The following is a 22,627-nucleotide window of genomic DNA, read 5'->3' on the forward strand; positions in this document are numbered from 1 at the left end:
TTTTATTTTTACTATGAAGTTGAAACCTTACATAACCAGTTGAATGGGGAGGTTATCACCAAATGACAACAGACATTATTATCCAATCAAAGTGTATTCCACCGAGTCCTTCCAATCATTGTATTAGTAGAGCTACATTAATGAAAACATTAAAAAAAAGCCTAAACCATTCTTGCACACTTATTCATAGTGGAGCAGGGTATGGTAAAACAACAATCCTTACACAATTTCTACATGCTCAATCAAGCAAATTTTCCTGGTATAGTGTGTCGGAGGAAGATGATAATATATTGCCGTTTTTAAGGCATTTATTTTTTAGTATCACACGTATTGTTCCGAACTTCGGTCAAGAATTTGATGCATGGAATCAATTATCCCGTTTTCCAAAAATAGAGGAACTTAATCGTTGGTTTAAGCTGTTTGTCAATAGTTTATGTGAAATCGAAGGGCCGATTTTAATTGTCATTGACGACTACCACCTCGTTGACCATGAATTTCATATTAATTATGTGATGGAAAAAATCATTGAGTTTTCACCACCGAATGTTCATTTTATCGTCGCCTCTAGAACGATGCCGAATTGGGATATTACGAGAAGATTAAAGCTACAAAAAAAATTACTCGTTATTGCAGAAGGAGAATTAGCGTTTTCTTCAGAGGAAATCGCTGTTTTTTTCGAGGATTACGTAGCAGTTCATTTAACAGAAGATGAAATATCTAAGGTTTTGGAAATTACAGAGGGTTGGGCAATTAGTATTTCTTTATTAGCTGAACAATGGAACAAGGAGACATTAGCTCATTGGCTAAATATCTCTCCAAATGACCTTTTCACCTATTTATCGGAGGAAGTTTATCTTAAGATGTCAGCATTCGAGCAAGAAGCCTTATTAAAGCTGGCGATTTTCCCTACTTTCTCAGAAGAGTTTATCACACAATTTTATGGCACGGAAATTGCAAATACGTTAAAACTGTTTGTCCACCGACATTTATTTATTCAACCGATCACGACGGAAGGTTTATATCGTTTTCACGCCTTGTTCAGTAGATTTTTAGAGCTAAAATGGCAACAAAATGCTTCGAAGTATATTGCATTGCATAAACAAGCAGCATTGTATTATGTAAAACAAAACAATATACAAGCTGTTCTTCATCATGCATTTAAAACGAATGATCATGATTTTTGTGGTGAGCAATTACAAAATCATGCTGACAGTCTAGTTCGTGCTGGGCAATTTGAGTGGTTATTAGAAAAAATAAACCGATTTACAGCTGGTGAAAAATCCGAATATTACAAATTGCATTATTTTGAAGGTGAGTGCCACCGCTATCGTGCTTATTATGAAAGAGCGAAGCAGTCCTATGAAAATTGTGCAAACATCGCAAAAAGTAAGAATGATTATCTCTTTATGACGAAAGCACAAGCAGGTTTAGCACATATTTATCTCGATACAATCCAGCCAGCATTGGCAGAACCGCATTTAAAAAGGGCGTTAGAATTAGCAAATCATACGCCGTTAAACGAAGAGGAACTTCACGAATTGCAACGTCAGTATGCTGAAAATTTGGTGAATCTAGGGAAGGCAAAAGGAGCGCAAATTTTTACAGATGAAGTTGCATTAACGGAGGATGTGCTACAAAGAGCAAATGTTGACGTTCGGATATTGTTAAGAACAGGGCAGCTTCTAGAAGCAAAGGAATTGCTGACGCAGAGATTGGAATTACCGCCACAGCTTGTCGCGACGCATAGAGAGAGTGAGTTGTTAGCATCATTTGTTTATGCGTTATTAGGGCTAGGGAAGGATGCTTGGTATGCCGCTCAGCATGGGATTCGTAGGGGGTTACGTGAAAAATCGGTGTTTATTGAGGCTGTTGGCTATATTCGCAAAGCACATGCCTTATTATTAGTAGATTTTCCAGACTATCAAGGAGCGTGTAATGCATATGAGAAAGCCCTTACATTAATGAATACCATTAATATTTCTCGCGTAAAGGCCGAGCCATATATGGGACTAGCAATTGTCAAACATGCGCAAGGAGATATTGTCACTGCTAAAAAATATGTAGCACTTGGATTACGTGAAACGGAGCAAGTACAAGATGCATGGATGACTGCTCTTATATTAATCGCTGAGGTAAAAATTATTATTTCTCAACAAGAATTTGAACGGGCACGGCAATTATTAATAAAGGCACAGCGACTTTTTAACGATTGTGGCGATCAAAATGGCGAGATGCATGTATTATTCTTTCAATCTGTCATTGCCTTCAAAGAAAATAATCCCCAGCAATTTAATCATTATTTTCAGCAGTTTGCACAGTTATGTATTAATAATGGCTATGACTACTTTTTACAGAGGAAAACCATACTCGGTCCACCGAATCGAATGATTTTTTATGAGCTTTTACAATTTAGTAGAAAATGTGATGGAGAAAATGCAGCTATTTTGACGATGCGTAGCTATTTTCAAGTTGAGGACAATATTGTTTATCCGCAGGAGGAAGTACAGGTGAACTTTTTAGGAAGTTTAGATTTAATTAGAAAGCATCGAAAGCTTGAGGATAAAGAATGGCAGCGCGATAAATCGAAGGAGCTCATCGTCTATTTATATTGTCATCGCAATCGGTTTACCCCAAAGGAAGAGATTGCACAGGCACTATGGCCAGAGCGGAATGTTGAATCGCTAGATCGAGATTTTAAAGTTGTCTTGAATACGTTATTAAAGGTTCTTGAGCCAAATAGAAATGCGCGTCAGGACAGCTTTTTCATCCAGCGTAAAAATAATATGTACCAATTGCAGCAAATTCAATTTCTGCAAATCGATGTCGAACGCTTTCTTTATTTTTATGAATTAGGGATGGAGGAGTTCGATCCACAATTATCAAACGAATGGCTACATCTTGCTGAATATAGCTATACGGATGTACTGTATGCTGAAAAAAAGCAGTTAGATTGGCTTATACAGGATCGTGAAAAGCTACAATCATTATATATTGAAGTACTGGAAAGGTTAGCACAAAATGCAACGCGGCAACAAAATTATAAGCAAGCTATTCTTTATGCAGAAAGAATGATTCGTGAGGATGCATTATGGGAAGAAGGCTATCGGTTGTTGATGTATAGTTACTATCAATTACAAAACCGCTCCCTTGCGTTAAAATGGTATGAAAAATGTGTGCAGCAATTAAAAAGTGAACTAAATACAACACCAATGGAATCGACGATGGGTGTTTATGATTTAATAATGGGTTAGTGTATAATTTGTGCAACAACCATTTTTTGTAATTATGGCTCGTGAATTGGATTGGAGACTGGGCGACTCCTAGGAAAGCGTCTCAGTCGGAACGGAAATCCACTTTATTATAATATTCGGAGGAACTACTATGTCATTTTGTAAGGTAAGTTAGGCGAATATTTACTATGAAATAATTGGGACTGGAACACCAATCGTTATGCTCCATGGATATTCTCCTGATCATCAACTAATGAAGGGATGTATGGAGCCCGTTTTTGCAGAAAGGGAAGGCTGGAAACGAATTTATATTGACCTTCCAGGAATGGGCAAGACGACAGACTATGAAAAAATCAATAACTCAGATGAAATGCTCGAGGCCGTAATAGAACTAATTCACTCCTTAATACCAAATGAACGTTATTTATTGGTAGGAGAATCTTATGGTGGATATTTAGTGCGTGGAATCATGAGGGAGTATCATGAACAAATTTTAGGGGCTGCGTTTATTTGCCCATTGATTATTCCTGATAAACAAAGTAGAACAGTACCACCACAAAGTATTGTCTCGGCGGATAAAGCGTTTTTATCGACACTAACGAGACAGGAACTTGAGGATTTTAGCTCCCATTTAGTTGTTTTAGATGAATATAATTGTCACCGTTACACAAATGAAGTATTGGCTGGTCAAAAAAATGCGGATGTGGAATTTTTAGAAAAAATCCAAAAGAGCTATAGTTTTTCTTTTCTTGTAGATGAGATTTCATTTGATAAACCTTCCTTATTTTTGTTAGGTAAACAAGATTCCATGGTGGGCTATAAGGACGCTTTTGCCATTTTAGATAAATACCCAAGAGCAGCCTTCATAATTTTAGATAAGGCTGGGCATAACTTACAAATCGAGCAAGCGAATTTGTTTAATAGCCTTATGCATGAATGGTTGGATCGGGTAGAGGAATTTATCGATTGAAATACTTTTCTTATTTATGAATTAAATAAAGACAGAAAAAATCCATGAATAATCAATATTTAATGGATTTTTTTCTGCCTATTTATTGAGACCCTACATTAAAATAAGAGTCGCTACGCTGGATATGACCCTAAAAACCTGAGAGGTGTAGAATACATCTTTTATAACTATGAAACAAAAGAAAGCCATTGTTCTAGCAAAGTACGTACTTCATTATTACTTTTGTGTAAAATAATTTTATTGAATAAGACCTCTACGTAATGCTTCAGCTACTCCTTGTACACGATTGAATGCATCAAGTTTGCGAATGGCGGAACGAACATAATCTTGAACAGTAAACTCACTAATACCAATAGATGCTGCCATATCCTTTGTACTTTCGCCCCAAGACATTTTTTGCAAAACTTCTATCTCTCTTTTACTAAGTTTCTTAGGATTGTTTGAGTAATCGTCTTTGCCGAAAATTTGTCCTAAATGTTCACCGTACATGCCTAAAGAATACATGAGACTATCCTTTACAGTAAAGGTATCCGTACTCCCCATACAAGCGTAACCAACTACATGTGAGTTGTCACTGAGAGGAACTACAAGCATTTCTGTGGAGACACCATTTGTATATTTTACAGGAATCTCTCGAATCAAATTTGTATCGATATGTTTCGGTTTTCGTTCTTGAATAGCAGCATAAATCGGTGGCATGTTTCGTACATCTTCTCGCCAATCTTTTAATGAAGAAATCCCTTGTTTGTCTATTCGTAGTATACCTTCTCCAACCTTGCTGAGTGTGGAATAGAAATATAGTCCTACACGTGAAAATTGGAAAATATCAATGAAACCCCTAACGGCAAGAACTTGCTTTTCATCAAGAGAAGTAGCAGAAGATATCGATTGTATTTGATTTTTAATCGTTGTACTAAGCAAAAACAAAACCCTCTCTCAAATATAATTATAAGAATATTCTAATAATATCAAAAGTACTGTCTTTTGAAAATTAATAAACTCCTTTTCCACGTTGTTAATGAGTTTATTTATATATAATGCTGAAATTGTCAATTTGAAACCCCCTATTTTTAGGGATATGTAAAAGTAAAGGAGCAAGTTAAGATGGAAATGTAAACCCTTACATTGTGAGGAAGCACCGTATAAGGGTAGGTATGATGTACATCATTTCCATAGTGTTGACTATTACTTTGAAAAGTAGGTGGGAGAAATGCATAATTCTTTTGCGGAATTCCATTTAAGAACTGCTATCTCAAGTGGAGTAGGTTCAAGGAAGCAACTTTTACAAATGATTCATGGTTTAGGTGGCAAAAGAGTTTTATTAGTAACAGATAAAGGGCTAGTTCAAGCAGGAATTGCTAATGAAATCATTGATTTGTTTCAAGGTCCAGATAGATTTATAGAATTGGTTGGTATTTTTGATGCTATTGAACAAGATGCCAAAGCACAAAATATTACGAAGGCGGTTCAATTTTATAAAGATCACCAGGCAGATACGTTGGTTGCTCTTGGCGGAGGAAGTGTACTAGATGCGGTGAAAGGGATTAAGTGGTTGCTCGGGAAAGAAAGTGATGATATGGAGGAGCTATTGCTTAATAGTGTGAGAGAGTTTCCTCCAGAAGCAAAGCCTAGTAGCGTTCCACACATAGCAATCCCAACTACTGCTGGAACAGGCGCAGAAGTATCGCCAATGGCCGTTATTTTCAATGAAAAATTAGGTGCGAAATTTGTTGTAAGAACACCTTATTTAAATGCAGATATTGCAATTTTAGATCCAGAGTTAACGGTTGGATTGCCTCCTCGGATAACAGCATTTACAGGAATGGATGCATTAACGCATGCAATTGAGGGGTACTTTTCAACAACTGCTACACCATTCACTGATTCGTATGCATTGCATGCAGCTCAAATAATAGCAGAAAATCTACCGGAAGTAGTGAAAGACGGGGCAAATGTAAAAGCACGTGAAAATATGCTAATAGCGAGTGCGATGGCAATCACCGCTTTTGGCTTTGGAAATAATGGCGTGCCCGTGCATAATATGGCGCATGTATTTGGAGCAAAATTTAGAATTCCACATGGATTAGCAAACGCCGTTCTTTTACCGAATGTAATGGCGGCCATTCCTTCATTCTATTTGCCCAAAATTAAAGACTTTGCAAGAGCGTTAGGAATTGAAGATTCGCATTCGGATGATGTGACTTGTTTAAATGAAGTTATTCAGTTCATTCGAGATTTACGCAATGAAATAGAGTTGCCAGAGACATTTTCTGAATTCGACCTTCAACCTTCTGCGCTAGTATCGATTGTTCAAGAGGTCCAAAACGATTCAGCAGCAGGAAAGTTTCTTATCCCAGCAGAAATTATCTTGAAAGTGACCAATGAAGTTTCAGCTGTGACATTGCGTAAAGTTGAACAGTGAGTAGGAGAAGAGGAGGAGAACATATGCTGGACCCTCAGGCAAAAGTATTTTTAGATACTTTGAAAGGAAGACCTTCAAACTCGACATTAACGCTTGAAGAAAATCGAGCAAAAAACAAAGAACTTCGCAAACTTGCAGGTCCTACTGAACCTGTAGCAGAGGTGCGTGACTATACGATTCCGGTAGAAGATGGAGAAATTGGACTGAGGATTTATAAGCCAGAAGGGGAAGGGATATTTCCTATTTTTATCTACATTCATGGCGGAGGCTGGGTTTTAGGAGATCTTGAAACAGTAGATGTGCCCTGTCGGAATCTCGTAAATAAAGCAAGATGTATCGTAGTATCTGTAGACTATCGTTTAGCTCCTGAGCATAAATTTCCAACGCCATTGATGGATTGTTATGCGGCTGCAAAATGGGTGTTTGAACATGCTCATGAATTAAATGGGGACTCTGAAAAAATAGCTGTTGGCGGAGATAGTGCAGGTGGGAATTTGGCAGCAGCGGTTACAATGATGGCGCGAAAAAGTGGAGAATTAAATTTGGTGTCACAAGTTTTAATTTATCCAGTGGTGGATTTCTCCTTTGATACCGATTCGTATAAAGAAAATGGAGAAGATTACTTTTTAACATATGAGAGTATGGTGTGGTTTTCACAAGCATACTTGGAGAACGAAACGGATAAAGGAAATATTTATGCGGCACCGTTACTTGCAGGAGATTTAACTAAGCTACCTCCAGCATTAGTCATCACAGCAGAATATGATCCTTTACGTGATGAAGGATTAGCATATGCAGAACGACTAAAGTCCGCAGGTGTTCCAGTAACTTCGACATGTTATAAAGGCATGATACACGGATTTTTTTGGATGAGTGGAATTTTAGAGCAAGGAAAAGAAGCGGTTAATGAGGTTGCTACCTATTTACGTACTCAATTTCAATAAATAAAAACAATTTCAGAAAGAGGGGATACCATGGCAAATACAAATAAGAGTGTAAATGTAGACGCAATTGTTATTGGAGCAGGCTTTGCAGGGTTATATATGGTCCACCGTTTAAGAGAAGCGGGATTCTCTGTACAGGCTTTTGAAGCGGCACCAGATGTAGGTGGTGTTTGGTATGCCAACAGATATCCTGGAGCGAGATGTGACTCAGAAAGTATTATTTATAACTATACATTTTCAGAAGAATTAATTCAGGAATGGACATGGACTTCTAGATTCCCAGAGCAAGAAGAAATATTAAAATATTTAAACTTTGTAGCAGAACGCTTGGATTTACGACGTAGTATTCAGTTTAATACACGCATTTCAGCAGCTCATTATGATGAAATGCATAAAAATTGGCTTGTTTATACGGATGATGGGAAAATTTTCATTGCAAAGTATTTTATCACGGGTGTAGGCTGTCTATCTGCCTCGAATATTCCAAACTTTAAAGGCTTAAATAGTTTTCAGGGGCAAGCTTATCATACAGGACATTGGCCACACGAAAAGGTAGATTTTACAGGAAAACGAGTTGGTTTAATTGGGACAGGCTCAAGTGGAATCCAAGCTACGCCAGTGATTGCACAAGAAGCAGAACATCTTACTGTTTTCCAACGAACTCCCGCATATAGTACGCCTGCAAGAAACTATCCGTATGATCCAGAATTTCTTAAACAGGTGAAGGAAAACTACGCTGAAATTCGTCAAAAAATTCGCTGGTCCAAAATGGGGTACCTTCATACGATTGTGAATGATCGTTCCGCTCTTGAAGATTCACCAGAACAACGTAATGAAGAATATCAAAAGATTTGGGAACGAGGCGGCTTAGGATTTAGTCAAACGTATAATGATCTTTTAGTCGATGAGGCTGCCAATGAAACAGCAAGTGAATTTATTCGTTTGAAAATTGCTGAAACAGTGAAGGATCCAAAAGTAGCTGAAACATTACAACCAAGTTATTACTACTCGGCTAAACGACCAGTATTGGATACAAATTATTACGAAACTTTTAATCGTGAGAATGTCACTCTAATTGATGTGAAATCTGCTCCAATTGTAGAAGTGACACCAAAAGGCTTAAAAACTTCTGAGCAGGAGTATGAATTGGATATTCTTGTCTTTGCGACAGGGTATGATGCAATGACGGGACCGTTATTTAAAATTGATATTCGTGGTAAAAACGGTGTAACACTAAAAGAAAAATGGGGAGACGGTACTCAAACAAGAACTTATTTAGGGCTTACAACTGCAGGATTCCCGAATATGTTTATGATTACGGGACCTGAAAGCCCATCTGTACTTTCCAATGTACCAATATCAATTGAGCAACATGTAGAGTGGATTGGCGATTGTATGGAGCATATGCGTGAGCATGGGATTGAATCGATCGAAGCGAAAGTGGAAGCGGAAGAAGATTGGAGTAAGCATTGCTTTGAATTAGCACAAAGAACGCTTATGACAAAAGTAGACTCATGGTACACAGGGGCAAATATAGAAGGGAAATCTCGAGGATTCCTCATTTATGTAGGTGGTGTAGGTGAATATCGCAAAATTTGTGATCAAGTAGCCGCTAAAAACTACGAGAGTTTTAACTTAACTCTCAAAACAGATAAGATACCGCTTTCGTAAAATGGTGCACGTTTTTTATGAAGTCTATTATGAGCAGAGGATGTGTTGACTATGTATATTAACGGGAAGTGGATTACGACAGATACGTTGTTTGATGTTCATAATCCAGCAACTGGAGAGAAAGTAGATACGGTATATTTTGTTGGTGAAAAAGAAACAGAGGACGCAATTAGGGCAGCAGAAAAGTCCTTTAAAGAATGGTCTTCACTTGCCGCTGAGCAGCGAAGTTCATATTTATGGAAAATAGTCGAAAAGCTCAAAGAACAAAGAGAAGAATTTGCTCAAATCATTACGAAAGAGATGGGGAAAACCATTCATCATGCGAGATAAGAGGTTGCTTCAAGTATAGCTTTCTTTCAATGGTACGCAGAAGAGGCTCGTAGAATATATGGTGATATTGTTCCTGCATCAGCAGCTAATAAACGTATCCAAGTAATAAAGCAACCCGTGGGAGTAGTTGGAGCGATTACACCTTGGAATTTTCCGTTGTCGATGGCTGCGAGAAAACTGGGACCTGCTTTAGCAACGGGCTGCACGATTGTTTTGAAACCGTCTAAAGAAGCGCCGTTATCATCTATTGCACTTTTTAAAATCTTTGATGAAATTGGACTTCCGGAAGGGGTAGCAAATTTAGTGATGGGGAGTTCCGGACCTATCGCAAATACATTGATGAAAAGTAAAGCCGTCAAAAAAATTTCATTTACAGGATCTACGGAAGTAGGAAAAGTGTTAATTGGCCAATCCGCAGAAACAGTAAAACGTGTATCGATGGAGTTAGGTGGACACGCACCATTTATCGTTTTTGATGATGCGGATCTTGAATTAGCTGTTGATGGACTGATAAAAAGTAAATTCGGTTCTAATGGCCAACAATGTGTTTGTCCAAATCGTATTTATGTCCAAGAAAAAATTTATGATGAGTTTTCTGAAAAAATAAATAATAAGGTTCGGAGTATTCAGGTTGGTAATGGATTAGATGAAAAAAATGACATGGGACCTTTAATCAATGCGGAAGCACTTGAAAAAGTTCACGAACAAGTTGAAAATGCGGTGGGGTTAGGTGCTACCATTTTAAATGGTGGAAGAAGATTATCTGATGATCAGCTTGATCAAGGCTATTTTTATGATCCAACAGTTTTAGCTAATGTTACAGATGACATGTTAATCGTAAAAGAAGAGACATTTGGGCCTGTTATTCCATTGATTAAATTCCAAACAGAGGAAGAAGTAATTCAACGAGCAAACGATATTGAATATGGATTAGCTTCGTATTTTTATACAACGGATTTATCCCGCAATTTTAGGGTCTCTGAACAATTGGACTATGGAATGGTTGGGGTGAATGATGCATTACCATTCGCAGTTCAGGCACCATTTGGTGGTGTAAAAGAAAGTGGAATGGGTCGAGAAGGCGGCAAGTACGGCTTAGAGGACTATCTAGATATCAAAATGATTTCGGTCCAAATTTAGGATCACTACTAAAATCTGTTCTTGAATTAATAACGTTGAAAAGCACATTCGGCAGCGGGAGGCCAGGTCCATGGCAAAGCTTCCTCCCGAAGCGGAACGTGCAGTCAAGTACATATTTTGGTAAAGACCAAATTTCAAAAAATAGCTTTAGGTCATAGTGTACTAAGAAATATATCCAGCAAAATCAAAAAGTGGAATCACCACCTTTTTTCCGTGACACAAAGTTTTTACTAACCATGTAGGAGGAATGCTTATGCGGTGGATTGTACTCAGTATTCTGTTTTTGGGTTTTTTAATTAACTTTGCTGATAAGAGTGTAGTTGGTCTAGCCTCGGAGCCCTTAATGAATGAGTTGGGATTGTCCTATGCACAATGGGGCATCATTGGCAGTAGTTTTTTCTGGATATTCCCTATTGCTGCCATCGTAATTGGGGTACTGACAGATAAATTCGGCTCTAAAAAAATGATTACTATTATGCTATTAGTGTGGTCAGTGCTTCAATTTGGAGGCTATGTGATTGTTGGATTCTCTACACTTCTTTTGTATCGCATTTTACTTGGTCTGGCTGAAGGTGGTTATGCACCAGCCTCTTTACGCCTACTATTCTCTTATTTTCCGACTGAAATGCGAGCGAGGGTTACGACTATTTTCACATCAGGTGCAACAATAGGAGCTTATGCTGTTGCACCGGTAGTTGTTTTTTTAATTCAATCTTTTGGTTGGAGACATACATTTGCCATCATGGGGCTAGCTAGTCTCTTATTACTTATTTTATGGGTGTTTGTTGTGCCTAAAAAGAGTCCAACACTTTATGAAGAAGTAGTAGAAACTCCAAAAAACAAAGTGACATGGTCAGAATTATACCCAGTATTATTTTCTAGAACGTGCTTATTCACGCTATTTGCAACGTTTGGTTATTTCTGTTTATCTAGTTGGATGCAAATTTGGATGCCTTTATACTTTACACAAGTTGTTAAATTGTCTCATATGAATATGGCATACTCTACGTTGATGATTGGTGGATCATCTGTTTTTATCGCCTTCTTATTGGCATGGATTTCTGACAAAATGTTTAAGAAAACAAAGAGTCTTCGTAGAGCACGTGTTGGTGTAACTGGGGCTGGAATGTTAGTAGGTTCTTTATTCTTCGCTTCACTTTATTTTATTCATTCACCAATATGGTCGGTTATTGCAATTAGTTTAGCGTATGGCTTAGGATACCTTATTCTTTCAACATCCCATATTATTATGAGTCATCAACTTCCAGAACGTACATCAACTTTATCAGGTATTATCGTGGCCTTTCAAAATATAGCTGCGGCAATAAGCCCAATTTTAACAGGCTTTATCATTGAAATGGTTGGGAAAGACCATATAGTACAAGGGTTTAACTATTCAATTTTAATGGTTGCAGGGATTATTTTTATTGTAGCTATATTGTTTATAGCATTAGTTCATCCAGATCGAAAAAAAGCAGAAATGCAAGAAATTGTTGATTAAAAATTGGCAAGATAGAGGAGTGGGGATATGGAATTTACAGAAAAAGTTGTGTTGATTACAGGTGCAGCTGGAGGTATTGGTAAAGAAACTGCAAAGCTATTCGCTTCTCACGGAGCAAAGCTAGTATTGATTGATTTGGATAAGAAAGCGTTAGATTCACTTGTCGAAGAATTGCAGTTAGAAGATTACTTAATTCAAGAAGCAGATGTTACAAATGAGCAGCAAGTAGTAAATTTTGTGCAAAATACAAAAGCTAAATTTGGAAAAATAGATGTATTTTTTAATAATGCAGGCATAGAAGGAAAAGACGCTTCTATTATCGAAACAACTGCAGAAGATTTAGATAAAGTTTTAAATGTAAATATTAAAGGTGTTTTCTTTGGATTAAAACATGTGTTGGCGGTAATGGTGGGACAGGGATATGGTAGTGTTATCAATTCAGCGTCTATTACAGGGCTTCGAGGATCTAGAGGACTCGCACCATATTCAGCATCCAAACATGCAGTAATCAGCTTATCAAAATCAGCAGCATTAGAAGTTGTAGATGCTGGAGTTCGTGTAAATGCTATTTGTCCTGGCTATGTAGATACACGTATGATGCTTGCGATTGAGGAAGGTAAAGCATCTGGACAAGCACAGCAATTAAGAGCAAAGACAATGGAGAATGTTCCAATGAAACGTTATGCAAAGCCAGAAGAAATAGCTAATCTCGTGTTATTTTTAGCCTCAGATGCGTCTTCATATATTACGGGAAGTCAATACGTGATTGATGGTGGTCTTCTAGCGTAATAATGGCTCATCACCAACTTTTGGTGGTGAGCCTTTAGGGTTACTTATTAAAGATAAGGTTCACCTTAGTCCTAAATAATCAACTGCCTCATTATTTTCAATTAATATTTGAATTTGACAACTATAAGATTCAGTATTAAAGAAATCGTTATATAACTCCACTTCAATGAAGCTCTTAACGTTTAAATTGTTCTCTTTTACATATTTAATTATTTTATTTTTAAATTCCTCTTCATTCTCTTTACCATAAGCTAACGTTAAATACTCTCCTTTGGGTAATATTTTTATATTTTGTTTATCTTCTATAGTGGCGTTGCCTTGAAGTCTACTAAAAACATATCTTGGTACTACATTCCAGTCTGCATTAACGCTATATAGGATCCCTCTTTCCATTGACATTTTCCCACCTTTATCTTGAATGATTTTTTCTAAGGCAGAATAGTAAAGTAACTCCTGTAAACTTCCCACTTCTTTACAAGGCGCTACAATTACATAACGCTGTTCAAAGAACTGAATAGACATCCCATCGTTAATTAATATATCCTTAGCAGTCTCTACCTCCCTATTTAAGTTATCAATGGTTTTGATGACTTCCTGCATTTTCTTTATTTTTACTTCAGCTTCATATTTTTTTAATTGTAAAAATGCTAGTAATTCATTAGTATCACAGTTCTTAAAAATTTCTTGAAGTTCGACTATGCTTGTGTTTAAATCTCTACAGCTTTTTATAATATCTATATGAATAAGTTGATCTATAGAATAATATCTATAACCYGTTGTTTCATCAATATGTTTTGGAATAAGAATCCCCATTTTATGATAATATCTTAATGCTTTTATTGTAATGTCTTTCATTTTCGAAACTTCACCAATAGAAAATAAATGTTGCACCGAAATCACTTCCTTTATTTTTTCCTTACAGAATTGTTGACTCTCCTCTTAGGGGAGACCTTATTATCATAATAAGGTATTCACAAGAAATACTAAATAAATTTACTTATAAAACAGGGAGTTTTTAAACATGGAAAAAGTAATATACAGATGTCTAGTTAAAGAAGATTATGAATCCGTTAAAGAATTGATTGGTGAAGCATTTGGTTTCAATGAATTAATTAAGGATAAGAAATTTTTAGATTCTGTATTAACCATCTATCTACAAGGTTGTATTTTAGAAAGCTCATTTAGCAAAGTAGCAGAAAAAGACAATAAGGTGATTGGTATTATTTTGGGTGATTCAAAAAAAGACAAAAACCGTTTAAAGAAAGCTCATAATATTTTCAGTCTTGCCTCTTCCATGCTTAAAGCACTCATGGCTAATAAGGAAAATAAAAAATTCATGAAAGAGTTTGGAAAGGTTCAAGAGGCATATAAGGAGCCTATAAACGGAATAGAAACTGATTTTCAAGGTTGTATAGAATTATTTATTGTTTCGGGGGAATCAAGAGGTCTTGGGGTTGGAAAGGCTCTAATGAATTATTTGTTTAATTATATGGAAAGTATGGATGTAAAATCTTTATATTTATATACAGATACTAGATGTAACTATGGATATTATGATAGTCAAAACTTCGATCGTATAGATGAAAGAGAAATTCAATTTGATTCAACGGGAGAAAAACTTAACGTATTTTTATATAGTTATGATTTTTAACTATAGGTTTGAATATACTTTTACTTGAAATAATCTGTTTGCTAAGAAATATTGATATGCATACAGCAAATAGGAGTTTATAGGGAGTGAAAAATCTCTCTATACAGAATAAGGGAAAGAAGGTAGAGCAGTAGCAAAAGCTAGGGCAGAAAAGTATTTTTAGATGCAATGAATGAATAATATACAATAAATAGAGGCTGGGACAAAACTGGTCAAAACCTTAAGCGTGAGAAATCAATTTAGAAACATTGATTTCTCGCGCTTTTTTTATAAATTTTTTAATTTTGCCTTGAAAATATGCTTATGTCATAAGCGATACAAATAGTGTCACATTTTAGGTAGCTATCGATATTTTTCGAAAGTTGGTAGATAAATTAAAAAAGTTAGTAGATAAAATAAAAAAGTTGGTTGATAAACAATCAAAAGTTCTCGATAAATCTCAAAACTGTTTCGATAAAATCCTCATACCCGGAAAAACCACACTTCCGTCGCGCTTCGTTCCACTTTCGCTGCAGAGATAGTCGACTCAGTAAACTGAGCCAACTATCTTGTAACTAATTTGTAACTGCAGTTTTATATAGTGGACATAGCAACGAAAGCGCTTTCTTTTTAGCTTATTATGAAAGGGGTTATGGGATGAAGAAGCATTGGTTATTTGTGCTTTTATTGATGCTGACGATGTTGATGGTGGCATGTAATTCAGAGGGGACGAAGGATAGTTCAACTGATGGTAAGGCTTCGGAGGATGATACAAAGGGGACTGCTGAGGAAGGGGGCACTATTAAAATTGGTGTGCTTGCGTCATTGACGGGTGCTCTGGAGTCGTATGGGAAACAAACAAAGAATGGCTTTGAATTAGGGATTGATTATGCTACAGGCGGCACGATGGAGGTTAATGGTAAGAAAATAGAAATTGTTTATGAAGATACTGAAACAAAACCTGAGGTTTCGGTACAAAAAGCGACAAAGTTATTAGAAGATGACAAGGTTGATTTCTTAGTAGGTTCCTCTAGCTCGGGTGATACGCTCGCTGTTTTACCTCTTGCGGAAGAATACCAAAAGATTATGGTGGTGGAGCCTGCGGTAGCGGATAGCATTACGGGCTCAGAATTTAATAAGTATATTTTCCGTACAGGTCGAAATTCTTCACAGGATGCTTATGCAGCAGCGGCAGCGATCGCAGGAAAGGGTGTTAAGATTGCAACGTTTGCACCGGACTATTCTTTTGGCTTGGATGGGGTAAAAGCCTTTAAGACAGCTGCAGAAAAGTTGGGCGCAGAAATTGTTTTAGAGGAATATGCAGATCCAGCAGCAACTGATTTTACGTCCAATTTGCAAAAAGTAATTGATAAAAAACCAGATTATTTATTTGTTGTATGGGCAGGTGCAAACTCACCGTGGAATCAAATTGCAGATTTAAAAATTCAAGAAAAGGGCATAAAAATTTCAACGGGTGCACCAGATATTATTGCATTGAAATTTATGAATCCATTAATCGGTATGGAAGGGTTCTCTGTTTATTATCATACGTTACCACAAAATGATGTGAATAAATGGTTAGTGGAGGAACATCAAAAACGCTTCAATGAAGTTCCGGATTTATTTACGCCAGGAGGCATGTCTGCAGCTATCTCAATTGTAGATGCGCTGAAAAAATCAGATGGTGATACAGATGCAGAAAAACTTATCGGCATTATGGAAGGGATGTCATTTGAAACACCAAAAGGAAAGATGACATTCCGAAAAGAAGACCATCAAGCTTTACAGTCGATGTATTCTATCCGTCTGGAAAAACAAGATGGTGTAGATTATCCAGTACCAGTGCTAATTCGTGAGCTTAGCCCTGAAGAAACGGCACCTCCGATCATGAATAAGTGAAATTACGAGACAGATATTTTTCTGTCTCTCTTCACCCACTTTCAAATGAGAATGGGTGAAGAGCGATAGAAGTACTTGAAAGGAGAATACGATGGAACCTATTTTACGAACAGAAAACTTAACCATTCGTTTTGGCGGACACACTGCTGTCGACCAGGTGAATTTTAATATGCCGGAAAAGCATTTGAAATCAATTATTGGACCAAATGGAGCTGGAAAAACAACCTTCTTTAATTTACTAAGTGGAGAATTAAAGCCGACTGCCGGGGATGTCTATTTTAAGGGACAATCGCTTGCTCAAAAATCAGCTATTGAAAGAACGCGAATGGGGCTAGGGCGCTCTTTTCAAATTACGAATGTTTTCCCGAACTTGACCGTTTTAGAAAATGTCCGTTTGGCTGTGCAATCTAAGGAGAAAGTTCGTTATCAATTATTTCGCCATTATAAAAGCTATAAGGCGATTACAGAAAAAGCGGAGGAACTATTATCACTTGTCTTGCTTGACAATAAAAGAGATGCCCTTACGACAATGCTGTCCCATGGGGAAAAGAGAAAGCTTGAGATTGCTATGCTGTTAGCACTTGATACGGAAATCCTTTTACTTGATGAACCAACGGCAGGCATGTCCTTAGAGGAGGTGCCAACGATTTTAGAGGTGATTCGCACTATTAAAAATCAAGGCGATAAAACCATTCTTCTCATTGAGCACAAGATGGATATGATCCTAGATTTATCGGACTCGATTATGGTGCTATTTAATGGCCAGCTTCTTGCGGATGGAACACCAGGGGACATCATGAAAAATGAAACCGTACAAAATGCATATTTAGGAGGTCTGTACGATGAACACATTACTGAAATTAAATGAAGTCCACACATATATCGGTCAATACCATATTTTGCAAGGGGTCAATTTTGAGGCAATGGAGGGGCAAGTAAGTGTACTGCTCGGCAGAAATGGTGCAGGTAAAACAACCACTTTAAAAACGATTATGGGGTTAACGCCCGCTTCAAAGGGCGAGGTAGAATTTCGCTCACATTCTATTAAAAAAAGCCCGACGTATAAAGTTGCAAAATTAGGAATAGGCTATGTACCTGAAAACCAAGGTATTTTTGCAGATTTAACCGTAGAGGAAAATATGAAAGTGGCCATGCGCAAAGAAGATACAGCTACTTTAGAGCGACAAAATTATGTGCTGGAGCTGTTTCCTGATTTAAAGAAATTTTGGAAGAAGGCTGGTGGACATCTTTCAGGTGGTCAAAAACAAATGCTGTCCATGGCACGGGCATTTATCAACGATAGTAAATTAATGTTGATTGATGAGCCTTCTAAAGGACTAGCGCCAATAGTGGTAGAGAAAGTGATGGAGGCCATCGTTGAAATGAAAAAGCAAACATCCATCATTCTTGTAGAGCAAAACTTTATGATGGCGAGCCGAATTGGCGATACGTATACGTTGATTGATGATGGCAGAACAGTTCATTCGGGCAAAATGCAGGATCTTATCCATCATGAAGAACTAAAAAGAAAATATCTTGGAATCGGATAAAGGTGGTGTATTGGATTGGAGCTTTTCGTCAATTTAGTCATTAATGGTCTGGCAACTGGCATGTTAATTTTTTTACTGGCGGCGGGTCTGACGTTAATTTTTGGATTAATGGATGTTTTGAACTTTGCTCATGGCGGTTTATTTGTTTGGGGGGCTTATGCAGGGATCTTCACGTATATGTATACAGAGAGCTTTCTAATTGGCGTTGTAGGTGCCATCGTAACAGGAGCTTTATTGGGACTTATTACAGAAAAATTAATTATCACACCTGTGTACGGCAATCATATTCAGCAAATTTTAATTACATTAGGGCTGATGCTTGTGCTACAGGAGTTGATTAAAGTTGTTTTTGGTCCAAATGGTGTAGCAGTGAAAACACCGAGCTACTTAACAGGTAGCTGGGAAATTGGAGACGTTATTATCATTAAATATCGTTTATTTATTATTGTTGTAGGTTTTATCATTTTCGCTATTTTCCAATACATGCTAAAGAAAACGAAGATTGGGCTAATTGTTCGGGCAGGTGTACAGGATAAAGAAATGGCTCAGGCACTTGGCATTCATATAAAGCGGGTATTTTTATATGTCTTTATGGTTGGTGCGGCACTAGCAGCACTTAGCGGCATGTTAATGGCCCCGTATTCAGGTGTCATCTATGCGGAAATGGGCATGGAGTATGCGATTTTAGGCTTTATCGTTGTCGTAATCGGAGGAATGGGCAGTTTTTCAGGCTCGCTACTGGCAGCAATATTAGTCGGCTTAGCAGGTAGCTTTATGGCTTATTATGTGCCAGTGCTATCGCTCGCGGTCAATATGATTTTAATGGCCATTGTTTTAATTTTCCGTCCACAAGGTTTATTTGCTATGCGAAAGGAGAGATCGACATGAAAAATAAGCTTTCATTAAAGTATGTAGGCTTTTTCCTCATGCTGGCAATATTAGTGCTTCTCCCTTTCGTCAATGATTCAAGGACGCTCATTATTTTATTAACACAAATCTTTATTTTCGGTATTTTAGCGATGAGTTATGACATTCTCCTTGGCTATACAGGTATTGTGTCGTTCGGGCATGCTATGTTTTTTGGTTTAGGTGCTTACACTACGGCTGTCATGCTGAAACAATTGGAGCCAACACTTTCAACTTTTTTATTATCTATCGTCGTCGGCATATTGCTAGCGGGGTTCATTAGTTTTTTAGTAGGATTACTGACACTTCGATTAAAAAGTCACTTCTTTGCGATGCTGACATTATCTTTTTCGGGGCTATTTTTAGTAGTGGCAGAAAAATGGCGTTCCGTCACGTACGGAAATGATGGTTTTACATTTAGAGCACCTGAAATATTTAGAGATCGGATGACGTTCTATTTCTTTGTTCTAGCATGCTTAGTCGTTATTTTTCTTGCGCTTTATCGCTTCGTTAACTCGCCAACTGGTCGAATATTAATTGCTGTTCGGGAAAATGAACAACGAACAAAATCATTAGGCTATAACACTTTGTACTATAAAGTAATTGCCTCAATTGTGGCAGGTATCGTTGCAAGCTTAGCAGGCTCCTTATATGCTGTGTCACTACGATTTGTTAATACGAGTGTGATGACAATGGACATTACACTAGATGCATTATTAATGACGATTATTGGTGGTGTGGGCACGTTAGTTGGACCATTACTAGGGTCGGCTGTTATTGAATATGCACAGCATGCACTTTCTGGGTTAGCTCGTGATTATCCAATATTTGAACGTTGGATTATCTTCTTTGGGATTCTTTATATTTTAGCTGTTATCTTTTTCCCAAAAGGAATTATTGGATCACTGCGCCTGATGTTTTGGAAATGGCGCTTAAAGCACAAGGAAAAAGGCCAAACATCGGTTGCCCCGTCGCAGGAAAAGGAGCGATTTGAATGACAGTAGGCATTGTAAGTACAGGAATCTATATTCCGCAAACGAGAATGACAGCTAAAGAGATTGCGAGCCTTTCCAATATTCCAGAGGATATTATTCGACAAAAAATGGGTATCTATGAAAAGCCTATTCCTGGTGAGCACGACCATACGGTTCAAATGGGGATATGGGCAGCACAGGACGCTATTCGCAAGGCTCATATCGACCCGAAGGACATTGATGTTGTGATTTATATGGGAGAGGAGCATAAGGAGTATCCCTTGTGGACTGCCTCGATAAAAATGCAGGAGGAGCTAGGGGCCGTAAATGCTTGGGCATTCGATGTGCAATTAAGATGCGGCACAACCATTATGGCGCTAAAAATAGCGAAAAGTTTAATGGCGTCAGATCATTCCATTCATACTGTACTCCTAGCTGGTGGCTATCGAAATGTTGATTTTATTGATTACAGCAATCCTCGCACACGCTTTATGTACAATTTAGCAGCTGGTGGTGGCGCTATCCTTTTACAAAAAGACTATGACAAAAATCATTTATTAGAGGCAGATATTATGACGGATGGCTCGTTCTCTGAGGATGTAGTCGTGCCTGTCGGTGGTACAAAAAAACCTTTGACGCCTGATGATTTAGAGAACAATTTGTATCAGCTCGATGTGATAGATCCGATTGGGATGAAGGAGCGCTTAGAGCAAAAATCTTTAAGCAATTTTTTGAAGGTAATTCGAACAACCTTGGCGAAAAGTGGATTAACTGAGGGAGATATTAGTTATTTGGCGATGCTTCACATGAAAAAATCTGCTCATGACTATATTTTATCTGAACTCGGCTTACAGCAGGAGCAGTCCATATACTTACAAGAGTACGGACATATCGGACAGATTGACCAAATATTATCATTGCAGCTGGCGTTAGATGAAGGCCGTATCCACGATGGAGACATCGTCACACTTGTTAGTGCAGGTATTGGCTATGTTTGGGGAGCTATTACGATTCGATGGGGATAAGGGGGAAATGCGATGTTAAAAACTGTTCAGCTATCTAATGGAGAAACGATTGCGTATCGTAAACGTCAAGGGGGAGAACGTGTTTTATTGCTTATTCATGGTAATATGACATCCTCCAAGCATTGGGACGTTCTAATCGATGCATTGGATGAAAAATATACAATTTACGCGATGGATTTACGAGGCTTTGGTGGTTCATCTTATCATAAACCGATTTCCGCGATTAAAGATTTTAGCGATGACGTGAAGCTTTTTGTGGACGCCATTCAATTAAAACGGTTTGACATGATTGGCTGGTCTACGGGCGGAGCTGTATGTATGCAGTTTGTTGCTCAGTATCCAGGCTATTGTCAGCAGCTTATTTTACTAGCCTCAGCATCTACGAGAGGCTATCCGTTTTACACGGATTTAGGTACTGGCAATCAAGCAGCATTAAAGAGGGCATTTACCTATGAAGAAGTACTCGTCGATACATCTAAAACAAAATTAGTACAAGGCTTCTATGATTCCAAAAATGTGCAGGGCTTACAATCGGTCTGGAACGCACTTATATACACTCATAATCAGCCTAGCCTAGAACATTATCAGACATATGTGGAGGATATGCTGACGCAAAGAAATCTCGCTGAAGTTTATCATGCATTAAATATCTTTAATATAAGTGTTATTGATAATGAGGTCACAAAAGGCACTCATGAGGTACAACAGATTACCATTCCAGTTTTAGTGTTAAGAGGGGATCGCGATTACGTCATAACAGAAGGAATGAATGACGAAACAATGCTCGATTTAGGTGCTAATGCACAATTCGTCAGCTTAAAAGACTGCGGTCACTCCCCATTAATTGATGATTTACCACAGCTTACAACTGAAATTGAAGCGTTTTTAGAAATTGGAGGAAAAAATTATGCGTTTAAACAATAAAGTTGCCATTATTACAGGAGCTGCGAATGGTATTGGCTTTGCTGCTGCTGAACGATTTATTGAAGAGGGTGCATTCGTTGTCATTGCGGATTTTAATGAGGAAGCGGGTGTTTCAGCAGCCCAGCAATTAGGGGATCAGGCATTTTTTGTGCAAGTAAACGTTGCGGATAGAGAGAGCGTCAAGAAGCTAGTGGCAACGGTTATAGAGCATTCTGGCCGGGTTGATATTTTAGTGAATAATGCGGGTATTACACGTGATGCGATGTTAACAAAAATGACAGAGGATCAGTTTCAACAGGTACTTGATGTGAATTTGACTGGCGTTTTTCATTGCACACAAGAGGTGATTCCACATATGATTGCTGCCGGTGGGGGCAAAATTATTAATACATCCTCTGTTAGCGGTGTCTACGGCAATGTTGGCCAAACAAATTACGCTGCCACAAAGGCGGCTATTGTAGGCATGACCAAATCATGGGCGAAGGAATTGGGGCGCAAGGGTATCAACGTTAATGCGGTGGCCCCAGGCTTTACTGAAACCGATATGGTGAAAAAAATGCCAGAGAATGTGCTGGCACAAATGCGCTCTATCGTGCCATTACAAAGATTAGGAACACCTAGAGATATTGCCAATGCTTACTTATTTTTAGCATCTGATGAGGCTTCTTATGTCCACGGTCATACGCTTCATGTGGATGGAGCAATTATGATGTGATAAGGAG

18 protein-coding genes and 1 pseudogene are annotated in these 22,627 nt (G+C 37.8%); 17 read left to right on the forward strand and 2 right to left on the reverse strand.

Annotated elements, in window-relative coordinates:
- Positions 1-62 precede the first annotated feature (62 nt).
- Together AC1DCY_RS04225 and AC1DCY_RS04230 are read left to right on the forward strand one after the other, a co-directional pair.
- Positions 63-3,251 carry a BTAD domain-containing putative transcriptional regulator gene (locus tag AC1DCY_RS04225; protein ID WP_477347736.1) on the forward strand — a complete coding sequence of 1,063 codons (3,189 nt, stop codon included), beginning with the start codon at positions 63-65 and terminating at the stop codon, positions 3,249-3,251.
- A 160-nt stretch (positions 3,252-3,411) separates the two neighbouring features.
- Positions 3,412-4,200: an alpha/beta fold hydrolase gene (locus tag AC1DCY_RS04230; RefSeq protein WP_477347932.1), complete on the forward strand. Its 789-nt coding sequence runs from the start codon at positions 3,412-3,414 to the stop codon at positions 4,198-4,200.
- A 237-nt stretch (positions 4,201-4,437) separates the two neighbouring features.
- Here AC1DCY_RS04230 and AC1DCY_RS04235 read toward each other — a convergent pair whose 3' ends face one another.
- Positions 4,438-5,121: a LuxR C-terminal-related transcriptional regulator gene (locus AC1DCY_RS04235; RefSeq protein ID WP_477347738.1), complete on the reverse strand. Its 684-nt coding sequence runs from the start codon at positions 5,119-5,121 to the stop codon at positions 4,438-4,440.
- 289 nt (positions 5,122-5,410) lie between these two features.
- On the opposite strand from AC1DCY_RS04235, the gene AC1DCY_RS04240 reads away from it, so the two are divergent.
- From AC1DCY_RS04240 to AC1DCY_RS04265, 6 genes and pseudogenes are all read left to right on the forward strand, one after another.
- Positions 5,411-6,622 carry an iron-containing alcohol dehydrogenase gene (locus AC1DCY_RS04240; RefSeq protein WP_477347740.1) on the forward strand — a complete coding sequence of 404 codons (1,212 nt, stop codon included), beginning with the start codon at positions 5,411-5,413 and terminating at the stop codon, positions 6,620-6,622.
- Between the two features lie 23 nt (positions 6,623-6,645).
- A complete protein-coding gene (locus tag AC1DCY_RS04245) occupies positions 6,646-7,566 on the forward strand; it encodes an alpha/beta hydrolase (protein ID WP_477347742.1) in 921 nt (306 codons plus the stop codon).
- 30 nt (positions 7,567-7,596) lie between these two features.
- Positions 7,597-9,237, forward strand: coding sequence for a flavin-containing monooxygenase (locus AC1DCY_RS04250; protein WP_477347744.1), 1,641 nt, complete (start codon positions 7,597-7,599; stop codon positions 9,235-9,237).
- Positions 9,238-9,288: 51 nt separating this feature from the next.
- A pseudogene (locus AC1DCY_RS04255) lies at positions 9,289-10,707 on the forward strand (NAD-dependent succinate-semialdehyde dehydrogenase).
- 253 nt (positions 10,708-10,960) lie between these two features.
- A complete protein-coding gene (locus tag AC1DCY_RS04260) occupies positions 10,961-12,208 on the forward strand; it encodes an MFS transporter (protein ID WP_477347746.1) in 1,248 nt (415 codons plus the stop codon).
- Positions 12,209-12,235: 27 nt separating this feature from the next.
- The gene (locus AC1DCY_RS04265) at positions 12,236-12,997 is read left to right on the forward strand and encodes an SDR family NAD(P)-dependent oxidoreductase (RefSeq protein ID WP_477347748.1); all 762 of its coding nucleotides are present in this window, start codon (positions 12,236-12,238) and stop codon (positions 12,995-12,997) included.
- 60 nt (positions 12,998-13,057) lie between these two features.
- Here AC1DCY_RS04265 and AC1DCY_RS04270 read toward each other — a convergent pair whose 3' ends face one another.
- Positions 13,058-13,888 carry a MerR family DNA-binding transcriptional regulator gene (locus tag AC1DCY_RS04270; RefSeq protein ID WP_477347750.1) on the reverse strand — a complete coding sequence of 277 codons (831 nt, stop codon included), beginning with the start codon at positions 13,886-13,888 and terminating at the stop codon, positions 13,058-13,060.
- Between the two features lie 130 nt (positions 13,889-14,018).
- On the opposite strand from AC1DCY_RS04270, the gene AC1DCY_RS04275 reads away from it, so the two are divergent.
- The 9 genes from AC1DCY_RS04275 to fabG all read left to right on the forward strand — a co-directional run bounded on the left by AC1DCY_RS04275 (position 14,019) and on the right by fabG (position 22,620).
- Entirely contained in the window at positions 14,019-14,648 is a 630-nt protein-coding gene (locus AC1DCY_RS04275) for a GNAT family N-acetyltransferase (protein WP_477347752.1), read from the forward strand.
- A gap of 636 nt (positions 14,649-15,284) precedes the next feature.
- Positions 15,285-16,526 carry a substrate-binding domain-containing protein gene (locus tag AC1DCY_RS04280; RefSeq protein ID WP_477347754.1) on the forward strand — a complete coding sequence of 414 codons (1,242 nt, stop codon included), beginning with the start codon at positions 15,285-15,287 and terminating at the stop codon, positions 16,524-16,526.
- A gap of 91 nt (positions 16,527-16,617) precedes the next feature.
- Positions 16,618-17,394: an ABC transporter ATP-binding protein gene (locus tag AC1DCY_RS04285; RefSeq protein WP_477347755.1), complete on the forward strand. Its 777-nt coding sequence runs from the start codon at positions 16,618-16,620 to the stop codon at positions 17,392-17,394.
- Positions 17,369-18,076, forward strand: a complete 708-nt coding sequence (locus tag AC1DCY_RS04290) for an ABC transporter ATP-binding protein (RefSeq protein WP_477347757.1) — start codon at positions 17,369-17,371, stop codon at positions 18,074-18,076. The genes AC1DCY_RS04285 and AC1DCY_RS04290 overlap by 26 nt, the downstream gene beginning before the upstream one ends.
- A 15-nt stretch (positions 18,077-18,091) precedes the next feature.
- A complete protein-coding gene (locus AC1DCY_RS04295) occupies positions 18,092-18,964 on the forward strand; it encodes a branched-chain amino acid ABC transporter permease (protein WP_477347759.1) in 873 nt (290 codons plus the stop codon).
- On the forward strand, positions 18,961-19,980 hold the full coding sequence (locus AC1DCY_RS04300; RefSeq protein WP_477347761.1) for a branched-chain amino acid ABC transporter permease: 1,020 nt from the start codon (positions 18,961-18,963) through the stop codon (positions 19,978-19,980). The genes AC1DCY_RS04295 and AC1DCY_RS04300 overlap by 4 nt, the downstream gene beginning before the upstream one ends.
- Positions 19,977-20,981 (forward strand): 3-oxoacyl-ACP synthase, encoded by a 1,005-nt coding sequence (locus AC1DCY_RS04305; protein WP_477347763.1) that lies wholly within the window; start codon positions 19,977-19,979, stop codon positions 20,979-20,981. Before AC1DCY_RS04300 ends, AC1DCY_RS04305 begins: the two co-directional genes overlap by 4 nt.
- A gap of 12 nt (positions 20,982-20,993) precedes the next feature.
- On the forward strand, positions 20,994-21,905 hold the full coding sequence (gene phaZ / locus AC1DCY_RS04310) for an intracellular short-chain-length polyhydroxyalkanoate depolymerase (RefSeq protein ID WP_477347765.1): 912 nt from the start codon (positions 20,994-20,996) through the stop codon (positions 21,903-21,905).
- The gene (gene fabG / locus AC1DCY_RS04315; RefSeq protein WP_477347767.1) at positions 21,889-22,620 is read left to right on the forward strand and encodes a 3-oxoacyl-ACP reductase FabG; all 732 of its coding nucleotides are present in this window, start codon (positions 21,889-21,891) and stop codon (positions 22,618-22,620) included. The genes phaZ and fabG overlap by 17 nt, the downstream gene beginning before the upstream one ends.
- Positions 22,621-22,627: the final 7 nt, after the last annotated feature.

Source organism: Lysinibacillus sp. 10T31 (assembly GCF_056394365.1).

Coding starts and splice junctions, on each gene's coding strand:
- AC1DCY_RS04225 (WP_477347736.1), top strand. CDS start 63: ATGACAACAGACATTATTATCCAATCAAAGTGTATTCCACCGAGTCCT.
- AC1DCY_RS04240 (WP_477347740.1), top strand. CDS start 5,411: ATGCATAATTCTTTTGCGGAATTCCATTTAAGAACTGCTATCTCAAGT.
- AC1DCY_RS04245 (WP_477347742.1), top strand. CDS start 6,646: ATGCTGGACCCTCAGGCAAAAGTATTTTTAGATACTTTGAAAGGAAGA.
- AC1DCY_RS04250 (WP_477347744.1), top strand. CDS start 7,597: ATGGCAAATACAAATAAGAGTGTAAATGTAGACGCAATTGTTATTGGA.
- AC1DCY_RS04260 (WP_477347746.1), top strand. CDS start 10,961: ATGCGGTGGATTGTACTCAGTATTCTGTTTTTGGGTTTTTTAATTAAC.
- AC1DCY_RS04265 (WP_477347748.1), top strand. CDS start 12,236: ATGGAATTTACAGAAAAAGTTGTGTTGATTACAGGTGCAGCTGGAGGT.
- AC1DCY_RS04275 (WP_477347752.1), top strand. CDS start 14,019: ATGGAAAAAGTAATATACAGATGTCTAGTTAAAGAAGATTATGAATCC.
- AC1DCY_RS04280 (WP_477347754.1), top strand. CDS start 15,285: ATGAAGAAGCATTGGTTATTTGTGCTTTTATTGATGCTGACGATGTTG.
- AC1DCY_RS04285 (WP_477347755.1), top strand. CDS start 16,618: ATGGAACCTATTTTACGAACAGAAAACTTAACCATTCGTTTTGGCGGA.
- AC1DCY_RS04290 (WP_477347757.1), top strand. CDS start 17,369: ATGAACACATTACTGAAATTAAATGAAGTCCACACATATATCGGTCAA.
- AC1DCY_RS04300 (WP_477347761.1), top strand. CDS start 18,961: ATGAAAAATAAGCTTTCATTAAAGTATGTAGGCTTTTTCCTCATGCTG.
- AC1DCY_RS04305 (WP_477347763.1), top strand. CDS start 19,977: ATGACAGTAGGCATTGTAAGTACAGGAATCTATATTCCGCAAACGAGA.
- phaZ (WP_477347765.1), top strand. CDS start 20,994: ATGTTAAAAACTGTTCAGCTATCTAATGGAGAAACGATTGCGTATCGT.
- fabG (WP_477347767.1), top strand. CDS start 21,889: ATGCGTTTAAACAATAAAGTTGCCATTATTACAGGAGCTGCGAATGGT.